Origin of the sequence: Corynebacterium ammoniagenes DSM 20306 (assembly GCF_001941425.1) — a bacterium.
Classification (GTDB): domain Bacteria; phylum Actinomycetota; class Actinomycetes; order Mycobacteriales; family Mycobacteriaceae; genus Corynebacterium; species Corynebacterium ammoniagenes.
The window spans coordinates 1,285,047-1,300,589 of sequence record NZ_CP009244.1 but is presented as its reverse complement, the minus strand read 5'-3'; the positions used below and the strand labels follow the sequence as shown (position 1 = coordinate 1,300,589).

At 53.9% G+C, this 15,543-nt stretch carries 10 protein-coding genes; 6 read left to right on the top strand and 4 right to left on the bottom strand.

Annotation, left to right across the window (positions count from 1 at the left end):
* The first annotated feature begins 101 nt into the window (after positions 1 to 101).
* Together CAMM_RS05960 and CAMM_RS05955 are read left to right on the top strand one after the other, a co-directional pair.
* On the top strand, positions 102 to 1,076 hold the full coding sequence (locus CAMM_RS05960; protein ID WP_040354414.1) for a PAC2 family protein: 975 nt from the start codon (positions 102 to 104) through the stop codon (positions 1,074 to 1,076).
* A 29-nt stretch (positions 1,077 to 1,105) separates the two neighbouring features.
* Complete coding sequence (locus CAMM_RS05955; protein WP_003845535.1) at positions 1,106 to 3,649, top strand: DEAD/DEAH box helicase; 2,544 nt, start codon at positions 1,106 to 1,108, stop codon at positions 3,647 to 3,649.
* On the opposite strand, the gene CAMM_RS05950 is transcribed toward CAMM_RS05955, so the two are convergent.
* A complete protein-coding gene (locus CAMM_RS05950) occupies positions 3,646 to 4,191 on the bottom strand; it encodes a carboxymuconolactone decarboxylase family protein (RefSeq protein WP_003845534.1) in 546 nt (181 codons plus the stop codon). The two genes, CAMM_RS05955 and CAMM_RS05950, sit on opposite strands and share 4 nt — an antisense overlap.
* Before the next feature lie 199 nt (positions 4,192 to 4,390).
* Here CAMM_RS05950 and CAMM_RS05945 point away from each other — a divergent pair, with 199 nt between their 5' ends.
* Entirely contained in the window at positions 4,391 to 5,356 is a 966-nt protein-coding gene (locus CAMM_RS05945) for a hydrogen peroxide-inducible genes activator (protein WP_003845533.1), read from the top strand.
* A gap of 26 nt (positions 5,357 to 5,382) precedes the next feature.
* Here CAMM_RS05945 and CAMM_RS05940 read toward each other — a convergent pair whose 3' ends face one another.
* Complete coding sequence (locus tag CAMM_RS05940; RefSeq protein WP_147581047.1) at positions 5,383 to 6,411, bottom strand: hypothetical protein; 1,029 nt, start codon at positions 6,409 to 6,411, stop codon at positions 5,383 to 5,385.
* A gap of 193 nt (positions 6,412 to 6,604) precedes the next feature.
* Here CAMM_RS05940 and hrpA point away from each other — a divergent pair, with 193 nt between their 5' ends.
* Complete coding sequence (gene hrpA, locus CAMM_RS05935) at positions 6,605 to 10,501, top strand: ATP-dependent RNA helicase HrpA (RefSeq protein WP_040354408.1); 3,897 nt, start codon at positions 6,605 to 6,607, stop codon at positions 10,499 to 10,501.
* Between the two features lie 25 nt (positions 10,502 to 10,526).
* On the opposite strand, the gene nrdR is transcribed toward hrpA, so the two are convergent.
* On the bottom strand, positions 10,527 to 10,982 hold the full coding sequence (gene nrdR, locus CAMM_RS05930) for a transcriptional regulator NrdR (RefSeq protein ID WP_040354404.1): 456 nt from the start codon (positions 10,980 to 10,982) through the stop codon (positions 10,527 to 10,529).
* 850 nt (positions 10,983 to 11,832) lie between these two features.
* Between nrdR and lexA the strand changes: the two genes are divergently transcribed.
* Both lexA and CAMM_RS05915 read left to right on the top strand, forming a co-directional pair.
* Complete coding sequence (lexA, locus tag CAMM_RS05925) at positions 11,833 to 12,540, top strand: transcriptional repressor LexA (RefSeq protein WP_003845527.1); 708 nt, start codon at positions 11,833 to 11,835, stop codon at positions 12,538 to 12,540.
* 397 nt (positions 12,541 to 12,937) lie between these two features.
* Positions 12,938 to 13,732, top strand: coding sequence for a DeoR/GlpR family DNA-binding transcription regulator (locus tag CAMM_RS05915; RefSeq protein ID WP_003845524.1), 795 nt, complete (start codon positions 12,938 to 12,940; stop codon positions 13,730 to 13,732).
* Positions 13,733 to 13,782: 50 nt separating this feature from the next.
* Here CAMM_RS05915 and ptsP read toward each other — a convergent pair whose 3' ends face one another.
* Positions 13,783 to 15,462: a phosphoenolpyruvate--protein phosphotransferase gene (gene ptsP, locus CAMM_RS05910; RefSeq protein WP_003845521.1), complete on the bottom strand. Its 1,680-nt coding sequence runs from the start codon at positions 15,460 to 15,462 to the stop codon at positions 13,783 to 13,785.
* Positions 15,463 to 15,543: the final 81 nt, after the last annotated feature.

The following is a 15,543-nucleotide window of genomic DNA, read 5'->3' as shown; positions in this document are numbered from 1 at the left end:
GGCCTAGAATAGTTGGACAATCACCGCGGTTAGCACCAATCAGCGCTGGGAATACTTTATCCATGAAGTGTGTTGAACGTGGTAGTAAAAGGAGGTTTATCATGCAAGATAACGAACGTCGCATGTATGAGTTGGAATATCCCGCACCACCGGTAGACGAGGGGCCAACGCTAGTGGTGGCAATGCACGGCTATGCTGATGCCGGGTTGTCGGTTGAATCCAGCGCTGATCACCTCAAGGCTGCTCTGGAATCACGCCCATTGGCTACTTTTAACTCTGATGAGCTCATCGACTACCGCTCACGTCGCCCCGCGGTCACCATTGATATTGACCAGCCGGTCGAAGTCGAGTCATTAGATTTAGATATCCGGGTGCTCAAAGATACTGAGGGTAAGCCATTTCTCCTGCTTTCAGGGCCTGAGCCAGATTTGCGCTGGGAGTCTTTTACCAAGGCTGTCTCCGAATTGGTGACTCGCTTTGATGTCAAAAACACCATCTGCTTGTATGCCGCACCAATGCCCGTGCCCCACACCCGTCCTCTGGTCGTAACAGCGCATGGCAACTCAGCAGAGCTTGTCTCTCGCATGGTTCGCATGGAATCCAAGATGATTGTTCCAGGCTCCGCATCGTTTTATATTGAGCGTGAACTGGCCCAGCGCGGCCGCAATGTCGCAGGATACACGGCGCATGTTCCGCACTACCTTGCTTCCTCCCCCTACCCTCATGCCACGCATCAATTGCTCGATGCAGTCTCTGAGGCAGCTGGACTGACCTTGCCATTGAAGTCTTTGGAGCACGACATCGAACGCGTCGATAACCAGTTGGAAGAACAGGTGAATGATTCGGAAGAGATCGTTCACGTTGTTCGCTCACTGGAAGATCAATATGACGCCTACATGGAGCGCTACCGCACCGAGCATCCCCAGGCAATCATGCCCGGTGAGCAAAATGTTCCAACGGGCGAAGAAATTAGTGCGGAGTTCCAACGCTTCCTTGCGGATTTAGACACGGTCGATGATTTCTTAGACGAAGATAAAGATGACCACGATGACTCTAACCCTGAGGATGACTTCTAGCTAGCAAGGTAACTAGGCTGGGAGGGGTGATGAACCTTTCCCAGATGTTGCCTGACTTGGAAGAAGTACCCGAATCCCTCGTTGATGAGGCTGTGTGGGACACATTCGTGTCTTGGATCAGCTCGCGAGGGATTTCTTTATACCCAGCTCAGGAGGAAGCATCGTTAGCCCTGCTGACTGGCGATAATGTCATCCTGGCTACGCCAACGGGTTCTGGTAAATCCATGGTGGCTAATGCCGCGCACTTTATTGCCATGTCACGCGGTCAGCGCTCTTTTTACACTGCCCCGATTAAGGCTTTGGTCAGTGAGAAATTCTTCGCGCTATGTGAAATCTTTGGCCCTGAAAACGTGGGCATGATGACTGGTGATGCCACGGTCAATGGCAAGGCACCTATCATTGCTGCCACCGCAGAAATTGTTGCCAATATTGCGCTGCGCGATGGCGCGGAGGCAAATATCGACCAAGTAGTAATGGATGAGTTCCACTACTACTCCGACCCGGAGCGCGGCTGGGCATGGCAAGTCCCGCTATTGGAGCTGCCAAAAGCCCAATTTCTTTTGATGTCCGCGACTTTGGGTGACACGGACTGGCTGGAAAAGGACCTCACGGACCGTACTGGACGCGAGACCACCTTCGTCGGCGGTACTACCCGCCCTGTGCCGCTGGATTTTTCCTATACTTTCCTGGCGGTTCATGACACGGTCCAGGAGCTTTTAGATTCGGGCAAGGCTCCGATTTATATCGTGCATTTCTCCCAGCGTGAAGCTTCTGAGCGTGCACAGGCGCTGACCTCGTTATCCGGGCTTATTACCCCGGAGGAAAAACAACGCATTGCGCAAGAAATTGGTACTTTCCGCTTCACCACGACATTTGGCAAAGACTTATCAAAATTGGTCCGCCGCGGCATTGGTGTTCACCATGCCGGCATGCTGCCAAAGTACCGGCGCTTAGTAGAGCGTCTTGCGCAAAAGGGTTTGCTCAAAGTCATCTGTGGCACAGACACACTTGGTGTTGGTATCAATGTGCCTATTCGCACCGTATTGATGACCGGGTTAGCGAAATATGATGGCCGTCGTGAACGAATTCTGAAATCTCGTGAGTTCCACCAGATTGCAGGTCGCGCAGGTCGTGCCGGCTATGACACCGAGGGCACCGTGGTCGTCGAAGCGCCAGAGCACGAGATCGAAAACGCCAAGGCACGCCGGCGTCTTTCTTCGGATCCCGCGAAGTTGAAGAAACTTAAAAAGAAGGCTCCTCGCGACGGTTCGGTTACTTGGTCGGAAAAGACGTTTGACCGCATCATTCATGCCGAACCTGAGCAGCTCACCTCGCAATTTCGCGTGTCTAACTCGATGCTGCTGAACGTGCTCGCGCGCCACGGTGATGGATATGAGCACATGAAGCATCTGCTGCGCACGAACCATGACACTCGTACGCAACAAAACAAACATATCCTCACTGCTCTCGATCTCTTCCGAGGGTTGCTTAATGCTGGGCTGGTGCAGCGTTCCACCAAGGGGCTGGATATCTACGGCCGTCCCTACCACCTCGTGCGCGAATTGCCACGGGATTTTGCTTTGAACCAACCACTGTCCCCGTTCGCGCTGGCCGCGCTGTCTTTGTTGGATAAAGAATCGCCCACGTTTTATTTGGATGTCATCTCCGTATTTGAATCCATTCTGGATGACCCCCGCCAAGTATTACAGGCACAGCAATCACAACGGCGAGGCGAAGAGATTGCGGCGCTAAAGGCCGAAGGCGTGGACTACACCGAGCGCATGGCCATTGTTGAAGACGTCACCTGGCCGAAGCCGCTGGAAGAGCTGTTAGAGCAAAGCTATGACACCTTCGCAGAATCTAATCCGTGGGTAAAAGAGTTTGAACTGTCGCCAAAGTCCGTTGTACGCGACATGCTGGAAAATGCGATGACATTCTCTGACCTCGTTGCCACCTACGGTCTGGCTCGGTCCGAAGGTGTTATTCTGCGCTATCTCACTGATGCCTGGCGCACGTTGCGTCAATCCATCCCAGATGAATACATGACTGATGAGTTAGCCGATGTCATCGAGTGGCTCGGAGAATTAATTCGTCAGGTCGACTCGTCATTGGTCGATGAATGGGCAGAGATGACCGGGGAAGACTCCCCAATTTCTCAAGACACCCTCGACCGCGAGCTGGCCTTTGGTGTGGAAGACCCAACGTTGCTGACTTCCAATCGCCGGGCGTTTACCATCATGGTTCGAAACTACCTCTTCCGAATCGTTCAACTCTTCGCGTTCGAAAAGGAAGACCGTTTAGAAGAGATGCTCGACTATCTGGAAGATATTCCAGACTTCGGTGCTTACTTGGATGATTACTTTGATGAATATGACGACATGGAGACCGGCCCAGAAGCCCGCGGAAAAGAATTCTTCCGACTCGGCGATACCTCGGGTCGTTCCTGGGAAGTGCGCCAAATTATCAAGGATCCCGAAGGCGACCACGGGTACCAATTCGTGGCCACCGTTGATTTAGACGCCTCGGATGAAGCCGGAGAGGTTCGCCTCTCCAGCTTGCGCATTGATTCCTAAAAGCCGCCGTCCTGCTGCCCTAGTACACCGTGCACGCGCAGCGTGTGTGCGATGGACTGGGTAACCGCAGCAATCTGGACAGCTTGCCAAATCTGTGCAGGTTCCAGCCCGTGTACTTGGCCTTCCCGAAAGTGGGCTTGCAAGCACTGCTCACACCCATTGACGGTGGAGACAGCAATGGCCCACAGCTCGTAGTCCGCTTGGCTAACACCGGGCTTTAAAGACACTGTATTACGCAGCCCGAACCGTACGACGTCAAAGTCCTGGCCTAACCAGTGCTTGGCCCTAAAGCCGTAGTTATTCAGGGTCATCGCGGTAGCACACGCTAAAGCAACGCTTTTGGCATCCGCGGTTAAATGCTCCTTCGCTTCCGCATCAATGTATTTGAGCAAGTCGTCATTCGATGACGTGGCTGCGGCAACGAGAAAACATCCCCATTTTTGCTGGTCAGTCAACACTGTGGAAGAAATAAGCATGTCGAGATTGCGCACTTGGTCCTTGGCGTAAGCCGGAATCAATTGCTTCAAGTTATGCAATGTCATAACGCCAACCTGCTATCTATTGTTTAGGATTAGCTACCTATAATATTGCGGCAGATTCACTATTTCCCACTGGGTCTTATGTGTGCCAGTCGTAACTTTAACCGTCTCTGATAGCCACTTCACCTGCATCTAGTTGAAATGGTTATCAATAGCAGGGCGATTTATAGTTTTCACAATCGGTTCGTGTAGAGTTATAGGCATGTTCGATAAAGAGTACCGTCCTACCCTGGCGCAGCTGCGAACCTTCGTGACAATTGCGGAGAATAAGCATTTCGGTACAGCCGCTCAAAAGTTGAGAATATCCCAACCTTCCCTTTCCCAAGCGTTGGTGGCGCTCGAGCAAGGTCTCGAAATTCAGTTAATTGAACGCTCCACGCGGAAAGTCATCGTAACTTCTGCTGGAGAGCGCCTTTTGCCTTATGCGAAAGCCACGTTGGAAGCGGCAGATATCTTTCTCACCCACGCGCGCGGCGCCCATGGTGAGCTCGCAGGTCCTTTAACCATCGGCATGATCCCCACGGTGGCACCATATATTTTGCCACAGATCTTAACTGATATTAAGACGCAGTTTCCGGGCCTGGAGCCCAGGATTGTTGAAGAACAAACAACGCACCTGACTCAGAAGTTGCGTGATGGCCAGCTAGACATGGCAGTCATTGCGCTGCCAGCAGAAGGTTCTGGGCTGGTATCAGTACCACTTTATCGTGAGCGCTTTTCCATTGTCTTGCCCGAGGGTCATCCTTTGGCCGGCGATACGGACGTGACCTTGTCGCAGATTAAAGACTTGGAGCTTTTGCTTCTCGATGACGGTCATTGCTTACGCGATCAGATCATGGATCTGTGCCGTCGCGCTGATTTAAACCCGGCCGATGCCACGAATTCGATTACCCGTGCGTCCTCGCTGACCACCATTATCCAATTGGTGCTCGGCGGGTTAGGCTCGACTCTCCTGCCGGAATCAGCCATTGCCACCGAGTACACCAATGACAAACTCAGCCTGGCGACATTCCGCGATGATGTCATCGCCGAGCGAGAGATCGGTTTGGTCTTCCGTGCTTCAGCAGCACGCGGTGAAGAGTTTAGGCACTTCGGAGAGCTCGTCGTGCAAGCTTATGAGGCTGCAGTAGCTCGCTCCCGCAATGTGGTGGAACAGAAGGTCGGATAAGCCCGGTTCCACCACCACACGGTGCTTTAAGCGTTCTTAACGCTGTCGTCTGGGACCGGCCCACCAGCAATTTGTCGGTAGGCATGGGCTTGCGCCAACAGGTACATCGGCAAGGCGATAATAGTTCCGAGACCAAGTGTCACAATAATGACGAACATCATGATGATGCTGACGACGATATTGAAGCCCACTAGGCGCAGGTAGTTGGACGCGCCAGCTTTAAATCCTTGGACAATTGCCTGCCCAATGCCCCCGCGACCGTCGGCGGCGTACCACACCATGAGCTGGTACAGCGGGGTTAAGAACAACGTAGCAAGCATCAACAGAGAAATAAGTCCGAAGAAGCTGCCCATCTCCGCCGCTAAAGCTTCCATTTCTGCGGTGTCATTGGTAGCCGCACTGTCCAGATCAGCTAAGAGCCCGTTGAGGGCTTGATCGACGAAAATGAATGAAAAGACCAGGCCAATCAGCCACAAAATAATGGTGATGGCAATAGTCGGCCAATAGTGAACGTCTTTGCCGATCGTAGACCACCCGGTAGCACGCGAATCTACTTCTTTGGTCGCCAAACGGTAGATAAATGGCATGAGCAATAGTGAAATCAGGCTTAAGAAGTTGCCGGTGATATCCGGACCGACCTGAGAAGGTTCTGAACCAGAGCCGGTCAATGCACCTGCGATTGCGCCCAGGACCATCGTAAAGGCAATAAAAGCGACAGAGCCCAACAGCCACAGCTTGGCATTGGAAAATGTGCGCTTGAAACCGAATCCGATGGCGTTAAAAATCTGCAGCTTGCCATTGGTTGCTACGAGGTTGTCGTGGGGATTTGCGCCGTAATACGGCTGTTCCGAGTAGCCCGGGCCACCGAATTGCGCACCGCTGTAGCCCTGCGAGCCATAGGCAGAGTCGTAGCCGGAAGAATAAGGTTGGTCTGACCTGCCGTATCCCGGCTGGTCTTCGGGGTGATCGGTGGAACCGTAGCGCGGCAAGTTCCCGAATCCGTCGTTTTCATTATCTCCGTAGCCGTCGTTGCTACCATTGTATGGAGTGCTCAAATCTCTCTCCTTCTCCAATCATCGGCTCATCTCTGCACGAGAATTTACGCCTTGAGTGCTCTAAATACGCCTCTAATCACGTTACCGTGTCAATACACACCCTGCGATTTCGCATAGGCATTTTCGGCGGATTGTTCTCATGTCGTAATAACTGGGGAAAGGCATGGATAACGGGTATCATTTTCCACTAGCCATGAGTAACTCACACCGCGATAGTTCCCCCAGTGCGCCGACGCGTCGAGAATTATATGAGCGTCTAGCGCACGTTTCACTGACTGAAGAACGGTCTTTTCGCCGTCGCCTCTCTAAAGCACGCGCCCCGAAAGCGCTTTCAGCCATTAGCGCAGATATCGACAAGGCAGCACAGCGCATTGAGCTTATCGATGCCCACGTGCCCACCTTGGAATATCCTGCAGCTTTACCGGTTAGTGAACGCAAAGACGACATTGCCGACGCGATTGCGAATAACCAGGTCGTCATTATCGCTGGTGAAACCGGTTCGGGTAAAACCACGCAGATTCCGAAGATTTGTTTGGAACTCGGCCGTGGGCGCCGCGGGCTAATTGGCCATACCCAGCCACGCCGACTGGCAGCTCGCACCGTGGCGGAGCGCATCGCGGATGAATTAGGGCAAGACTTGGGAGAGTCTGTCGGCTATGCCATTCGTTTCGATGACCGTGTTACCAACACCACCGCGGTGAAGTTGATGACCGACGGTATCTTGCTGGCAGAAATGCAAAGAGACCGCTTCCTTAATGCCTATGACACGATCATCATCGATGAGGCCCACGAGCGTTCGCTCAATATCGACTTCCTTTTGGGCTATTTAAAGCGTCTTCTCCCCCGCCGCCCAGATCTAAAAGTCATCATCACCTCGGCAACGATCGATCCCGAACGTTTTGCGGAGCACTTCGCGGACCAGGACGGCAAACCTGCCCCCATCATTGAGGTTTCCGGACGAACCTTTCCCGTCGAAATTCGATATCGCCCATTGCAGTTTGAAGTCGATGGAAAATTAGTCGATCAAGATCCACTCGATGGCTTATGTGAAGCAATCGCCGAGCTTATGAAAGAAGGCAATGGCGATATTCTGTGCTTCTTTCCAGGAGAGCGCGATATCCGCGATGCCATGGAGGCAATTGAAGCCCGTCACTGGCGCGGGGTGGAAGTTACTCCCCTCTTTGGTCGGCTTTCTAATCAAGAACAGCACCGCGTCTTTAGCCCGCATTCCGGTCGCCGCATCGTTCTAGCAACCAATATTGCGGAAACATCCTTGACCGTCCCTGGTATTCACTATGTGATCGATACCGGTACGGCACGAATCTCTCGCTACTCCACTCGCACTAAAGTTCAGCGCCTGCCCATTGAGCCGATTTCACAAGCTTCGGCTAATCAGCGCTCCGGACGCTGTGGTCGTGTGGCAGATGGTATTGCGATTCGCCTCTACTCCGAAGAAGACTTCGAGTCTCGTCCGGAATTTACTGATCCGGAGATCTTGCGCACCAACTTGGCCAGCGTCATCTTGCAGATGGTCTCGCTTCGCTTGGGCGCAATTGAGGAGTTCCCGTTCGTTCAACCCCCAGAGACCAAAGCCATTCGCGATGGCCTTATGCTGCTGCATGAGCTTTCCGCATTAGAAGATACCGAGGAAGCAGGACTGCCCAAGCTGACCTCTATCGGCCGGGATTTGGCGCGAATCCCCGTTGATCCGCGCATGGCTCGCATGCTGGTAGAGTCTCAAAAGCTCGGGGTTTTAAGCGATGTGATGGTTATCGTCTCGGCAATGACTATTCAAGACGTCCGCGAGCGTCCGCTTGAGTTCCAAGCCCAAGCAGATCAGGCCCACGCACGGTTTAAGGACAAGACCTCAGATTTTCTGTCCATGCTCAAGCTGTGGGATTACATCCAAGACTCTCGCGGCGAAATGTCGGGCAACGCGTTCCGCAAGCGCATGAAGAAGGAATTCCTGCACTACATGCGAATCCGCGAGTGGTTTGATCTCGTTCGCCAATTGCAAAGTGTTGCCAAGCAATTGGGCTGGACTGCTACGGAGACCAAGCGCCACGACGACAATATTCACCAATCACTGCTTTCTGGGCTGTTGTCGAATATCGGCGCCCGTGACGGCAATTCCAAGGAATTTTATGGTGCTCGGAACACGAAATTCCTCATCTTCCCTGGTTCTGCTCTAGCTAAGAAACCGCCGGAATTCATCATGGCCGCTGAGCTGGTCGAAACATCTCGGCTCTGGGCACGCGATGTCGCCAAGATTGAACCGGCGTGGGTCGAAGCCCTCGCAGGCGATTTGCTGCGCCACAATTACTCGGAGCCCACGTGGTCCTCAAAGCGCGCAGCTGCAATGGCCACCCAGCGTTCAACCTTGTATGGCGTCACGGTCGTTGCTGACCGGACGGTGCCTTATCACCGCATCGATCCCGTTGCTGCACGCGATATGTTCATTCGTGAAGCGCTTATCGGTGGAAATTGGAATACGCATCATCACTTCTTTCACGAAAACGTCAAGAAGCTAGAAGACGCCAGTCAGTACGAAGAGAAGGCACGTCGTCGCGGCATCGTGGTCGATGAAGATACGCTGTTTGATTTTTACGACAAACGCCTTCCTGCCAAGGTCACAACTGGACGATATTTCGATTCCTGGTGGAAGAAGGAACGCCAGAAAAATCCCACGCTGTTGGACTTCGACCCAGAAGCACTCCTCAATGATGACTCCACGGTTACAGAAGATGCTTTTCCAGATCATTGGAAGCAAGGTTCCATTGATTATGAGCTGACCTACCGTTTTGAGCCGGGAGATCCGATGGATGGCGTAACCATCATGGTTCCGGTTCCTTTGCTGGCTGGTCTCGACAATGACGGCTTTGACTGGTTGGTGCCGGGTCTTCGTGAAGAGCTGGTTACAGAACTAATGCGTACTTTGCCGAAGGCTTTGCGACGCTCCGTGGTTCCAGTTCCTGAGTTTGCCAGCCGGGCGTTGGATAAGCTGATTCCTTATCAAGGCAGCTTGGTCCAGCAACTTTCCGATGTCTTAAGAGAATTAGGCGGCTCTGGCATCTCAGCTTCCGATTTCCGGCCAGAAGCTTTGCCTGCGCATTTGAAGTTCAACTTTGCTGCGGTCAATAAGAAGGGCCAAGTCATCGACTCTGACCGTGCCTTGGCACAGTTGGTCAAACGCCAAGCGGGATCGATTAGTTCTTCCATGTCACAACTTGGACGAGCGAAAGAATCTGCAGCAGTCTCCGAGTGGACAGAAGATACCCTTGGAAGCATCGACGAAGAAGTCGCGACCGTCGTTGACGGCCATGAGGTCGTGGCCTATCCGGCGCTCGTAGCAACGCCTGAGGGTATTGAGGTCAAGGTCCACGCCACCAAGGCGGCGGCTGACTCGGCAATGATTACTACGACGCTGACCTTGCTGATGCGTGAGATCACGGTCAACACCACCCAGATGATCAAGGGGCTACCGTTGCAGCAACGCGTTGCCATTGATAACTATGGCGCAGACGCTTTAGTCAACGATGCCCGCGTCGCGGCAATCCGTGACGTGATGATGGAATCCGGCGGACCTGTGCGTACTCCTGAGGAATTTACGGCGCTCAAAGAACAGGTTAAGCCGAAGGTTCCAGGGCGTGTGCGGCAATCCGTGGTGGCCTTGGCACCTGCTTTGGTGCAGTACGCTCGTGTTGCTGATGAACTCAAGAAGTGGACTGGGCCGGCTATTGATGACATGCGCAAGCAGCTGGAGTTCTTGCTGCCCAAGCATGCAATTACGGTTCATGGGATTGAACACCTGCGCCATTTGCCCCGCTATCTGCAGGCGATGAGTATCCGCTTGGAAGAAATGGGCGTTGATCCTGATAAGGATGCAGACCGCCAAGCTGAGGTGGAAAATGCCAAGGCCTACCTCGACAACAAGTTGCGCAACCTTCCGGCGGGGCGCGTGAAATCACGCGAGGTGAAAGCTATCCGGTGGATGATTCAAGAGCTTCGCGTTTCCCTGTTTGCCCAGCGTCTTGGAACCGCTCATGCTGTCTCTCTGCGACGCATACAAAAGGCGGTGGACAAGCTTTAACTAGCCCACTGCCTTGACATGAGACTTAGACGTCGCGTTCGCGGCGTCGCATGAGTCGAATTTCAGACTCAAAGTCGTCAGCGCTGTCGAAAGATTTATAGACCGATGCAAAGCGTAGATAAGCCACTTCATCAAGGTCCCGCAGTGGGTCCAAGATGGCCAGGCCAATTTCATTGGCGTTGACTTGTGAGCTGCCGTGGCTGCGCACGCGCTCTTCTACTTCTTGAGCCAGACGCTTGAGAGAATCATCGCTGACGTCCCGTCCTTGGCACGCGCGTCGCACGCCCCGGATGAGCTTATCGCGGCTAAACGGCTCCGCTAAGCCATTACGCTTGACCACCAAAAGGATGGCTTTTTCAATGGTGGTGAAGCGACCCCGGCATGACGCGCACTCACGGCGCCGGCGAATTGAAGAACCTGCATCGATGACGCGAGAATCGATGACACGGGATTGTTCATGATGACAAAATGGGCAGAACAACGAGCGTCCTTACGTAGAATTGCTGACACTAGCTCACCATGTGAGGCGTTTGAATACTAGAACTAGTCTACTGCCCACATGCAAACCACAATGGACCGCCTAAGCATGTAATCAGCGGTGCTGCGTAGGCTTGCGGATCCATGGGATATAGCGGTTTGCCAAGCCTTTAACGCGCTTGCACGTCGCCCGCGACCGGCTGACTACTAATGCTCGTGGTAGGCGAAGCTGGCTCATCTGGGGCGCTGATACCTGCAAAAAGAGTACCCAAAATCGCTGCCGCTCCGAACACAGCGCCGAGAGCTAGATTACTTCGAACACTTTCCCATTGTCCCGCAGTTTCGCGCGGACGCGATTCTCGGGAACGAATGTCGTGTTCGACCGTGGTTCGCTGTAGTGTTCTAGTGCTTGCCTCAAGAGTGCGAACATGATTGACACGCGGCTCCCGCATGGCGGGTTCCCATACGGATGCGGAGGGAACCCGACGTACATGCGTAGAGGTAGCTGATGAAGATCGTGCTGAATTAACGTTTCCGCGATTAAGTGCAATAGCCATCGTGTTGTCCTTTCGATTACGCAAACGACACTATCTATCTTCCTAGACACCAGAATTAGCCATTCGCGCAACTGTTCGATTGATTTTCTATGTTCGATTTATAACAGGTATTCGAAAGGTTGTCCACACGACGGCCGAAATAGTCGAACATGGGTGCAAAACGTGATACAAATGGAATATCGCATAAATAGGTTGAATCCTGTCGCCGAAAGCCCGCTACCCACTGAACTACGTCCAATCCAACTAAGCCGCTGAGCCCGATGTTTAGGGCGGGCTTAGAAAGCCAAGGAGTTTAAAATGGCCAAGCCTCGTGGAGTCACTCCCCGCCCCGATATTTCTGAGTTGACCCCTCGGCAACGTCGGATTTTAGAAGTCATCAAAGATGCAGTCGTCCTACGTGGCTATCCGCCAAGCATTCGCGAAATCGGCGATGCTGTCGGGCTTCAGTCCACGTCGTCTGTTGCATATCAGCTCAATCAGCTGGAGCAAAAAGGATTCCTTCGCCGCGATCCCAATAAGCCGCGCGCTGTAGACCTTCGTCAATTTGCGATGGACGATGATCCAAAGCCCGGCCGCAAGGCTGCCGCAGCCTCCACTGAGGAAGATGCGCTGCCAGAGACCGCGTCTGGGGTGAACTATATTCCAGTCGTCGGCCGCATCGCAGCCGGTGCGCCGATTACCGCGGAAGAAAATGTTGATGCCTACTACCCTCTTCCTGATGAGATCGTGGGCAAGGGCGAGTTGTACATGCTCAAGGTTGTTGGTGAATCCATGAAGGATGCCGCTATTTTGGACGGTGACTGGGTCATCATCCGCTCCCAGCCGACCGCCGAATCCGGTGACTTCGTGGCAGCTCTTCTCGACAATGAAGAAGCAACCGTGAAGGAATTCCACCAAGATTCCAGTGGCATCTGGTTGCTTCCGCACAACGAGGCGTTCGCGCCAATTCCTGGTGATAATGCCACGATTATGGGCAAGGTTGTCTCGGTCATTCGCAAGATTTAACGAAGCCCCGCGCTGTCGACCGTATCCTCCCACTCGGTGAGGATACGGTCTTTTTCTATGCGTCGAGTTGTGGGATACTACCGATTTCATCCCCCCGAATGGGTAGCAGCGAGAAATTCTGATCCGCAGGTATTCCCACATTGGTTTGTCCGCTTTCAATGCCCTGACCGTTGTTAATGTCCGCGTCTTCACAGGCCAACAGGCGCGACTTACCCGGGGTGGTCAGACACAATCTGTGTTTAGTTCTGAATTTCATGGCATTCTGGAGGAAACACAGCTCAAATAGGACAGAAATCCACATTTTTGTTCATCCGTAATTTTGTATTCGGAAGCACAGCACCAGGTTTTGGGTGTGGCCTATATTTTTAACTTAGACCCACGGGGAAAGGGATGCCGTATGTACGCCGAGGAGCGACGCCGACAAATTGCTTCAATGACTGCGGTCGAAGGCCGAGTTAATGTCACCGAGCTCTCTGAGCGTTTCGACGTCACCGCGGAAACTATCCGCCGTGACCTAGCTGTTCTTGACCGCGAGGGTGTCGTGCACCGCGTGCACGGCGGCGCCGTTGCCTCACAGTCTTTCCAGACCTCAGAGTTGACCCTTGATTCACGGCTGCGTTCGGCAACCACAGCCAAAATGGCGATCGCTCGGGCTGCCATGGATTTTCTGCCCCAAGGACACGGCAGCATCTTTTTGGATGCGGGAACAACCACCAGCGCGGTTGCAGATCTAATCGGGCAAACCCCCACTGCCCACCAGCTATCTATTGTGTCTAATAGCTTGCCGATTGCCCTGTCACTGGCCAATAGTGGAATCCAGTATGTCCAATTGCTGGGCGGTACCGTCCGCGCCATCACGCAGGCTGTCGTTGGTGACACTGCACTGCGCACAATGGCATTGTTGCGCGCCGATGTTGCCTTCATCGGCACCAATGCCCTCACCCTTGATCACGGGTTGTCGACCGCTGATGCTCAGGAAGCAGCGATTAAATCGGCGTTTGTCACCAACGCGCACAAGGTTGTGGTCTTGTGCGATTCTTCCAAGCTCGGCACGGATTATCTCGTTAGCTTCGCGCCCATTTCGGAAGTCGATGTGGTCATCACCGATAGTGGAGCTTCGGAGCTATTTTTGAATTCGCTGCGCGAGCGTGAAATCGACGTCGTTGTCGTCGATGACGTCACCCGCAGTTAAGAAAAAGGGCTGACCCCGAAATTCGCGGGTCAGCCCTTTTTGTGTTGAGTTTAGGAGTTGTAGCCATCCAACAGCGCGCGCACTGCCGTGCGTGCTTCTGGCGCTCCTGGGGAGTAGATAGCGGCTTCCGCCATCTCTTGGCATTGCTCTAGGGTGACCTCGGCTAGCTGCGCACCAACACCGGCAATTGCCGTCGATGCAGCGGAAAGAGAATTCACGCCGAGGCCGACTAGAACGCAGGCCAGCAGAGGATCTGCTGCTGCCTCACCGCAAACGCCGACGGGGACATTGTTATCTGCCCCGCCAATGCAGGTGTGCTGGATAAGACGCAGGACGGCCGGCTGCCAAGGGTCAGTCAGGTAAGCCAGCTGCGGAGACAGGCGGTCTGCAGCCATCGTGTACTGGGTCAGGTCGTTAGTACCAATGGAGACAAAGTCTAGGTGCGGCATGATGGTATCTGCCATCAATGCTGCCGCCGGTACTTCCACCATCGCACCTGGTACTAAGCCACGCTCGCGGCACAGCTCAGCAAACCACTGCGCTTCCGTTGAGGTCGCAACCATGGGAGCCATGACCCAGGTTTGGGCATCATCGCTGCGTTGAGATGCTGCTTGCGCAATCGCATCTAATTGACGCGTAAGCAAGGATTCATTATCGCGGGCGATGCGCAGACCACGCACCCCAAGCGCCGGGTTTTCTTCATCGTCCAACGTGGCATAGGAAATCGGCTTATCCGAGCCGGCATCGAGCGTGCGCACCACAACTTTGGAATCAGGGAACGCATCAAAGACCTTGCCGTAGACTTTCGCCTGCTCATCAACCGAGGGTTCAGAATTGGCCGAAAGGAAAGACAACTCGGTGCGATATAGGCCAATGCCTTCTGCTTGGGATTGGGCGGCTAAGCGCGCGGCATTGCCATCGGCAACATTGGCCAGGACTTGGATGGCGTGGCCGTCTTTGGTGTGCGCTGGGCCGGTCCACTGTGCGATTTTTTCTGCACGGACCTTGTAATCGGCAACGGCCTGCCGTGCCTCGGTCTCATCGGCGCCGGTAGTGATAGTGCCAAGGGCGCCATCGACAAAAATGACAGTCGACGAGTCAATCTCGCGCAGTGATTTGCCCGCAGCGACGATACAAGGAATATCCAGCTGGCGAGCGATAATAGCCGTGTGACTAGTTGGCCCGCCAAGTTCTGTCACCAAGGCTTTGACGTGGGTCGTGTCCAAGGTGGCGGTATCGGCAGGTGCCAGGTCATCGGCAAGCAAAATTGCCTCGCCGTCAATATGCGGCAGGCCGGGCTCTTCTTCCCCGCGCAATTCTGCGATCACGCGGTCACGCACATCGCGCAAGTCAGTGGTGCGCTCTGCCATGACCCCGCCCGCGGATTCAAACATCGCCACAAATTTATCGGTAGCACCGACTACGGCATATTCCGCATTATGGCCTCCGGCGATGTTCTTTTTTACTGCCTTATGCCAACCACGGTCTTTGACCATGCCTGCGGTGGCGTCGAGGACTTCCTTGGCGTGTCCATCAGCCTCGGCAGCGCGCTCCTGCAAGCGGCCAGCTACGACCTCAGCTGCTTGTTGAAAGCGCTCAAACTCGCTATCGCGTGCATCTTCAGCAATCGAGGCACCGGGTTGGGGCATGTCAGGGCGGGGACGTACCCACACTGCCGGAGCATAGGCGACGCCGGCGACAACGCCTGTACCGTTAATGGACTTTGACATGGTGTGTCTTCTCCCTTGTCTTGTGCGCTCTTTGCGCCAGTGTTCATGCTTGCGCTGAGCGAAACAGTGTTACGGATTAGA

Coding starts and splice junctions, on each gene's coding strand:
- CAMM_RS05960 (WP_040354414.1), top strand. CDS start 102: ATGCAAGATAACGAACGTCGCATGTATGAGTTGGAATATCCCGCACCA.
- CAMM_RS05955 (WP_003845535.1), top strand. CDS start 1,106: ATGAACCTTTCCCAGATGTTGCCTGACTTGGAAGAAGTACCCGAATCC.
- CAMM_RS05950 (WP_003845534.1), bottom strand. CDS start 4,191: ATGACATTGCATAACTTGAAGCAATTGATTCCGGCTTACGCCAAGGAC.
- CAMM_RS05945 (WP_003845533.1), top strand. CDS start 4,391: ATGTTCGATAAAGAGTACCGTCCTACCCTGGCGCAGCTGCGAACCTTC.
- hrpA (WP_040354408.1), top strand. CDS start 6,605: ATGAGTAACTCACACCGCGATAGTTCCCCCAGTGCGCCGACGCGTCGA.
- lexA (WP_003845527.1), top strand. CDS start 11,833: ATGGCCAAGCCTCGTGGAGTCACTCCCCGCCCCGATATTTCTGAGTTG.
- CAMM_RS05915 (WP_003845524.1), top strand. CDS start 12,938: ATGTACGCCGAGGAGCGACGCCGACAAATTGCTTCAATGACTGCGGTC.
- ptsP (WP_003845521.1), bottom strand. CDS start 15,462: ATGTCAAAGTCCATTAACGGTACAGGCGTTGTCGCCGGCGTCGCCTAT.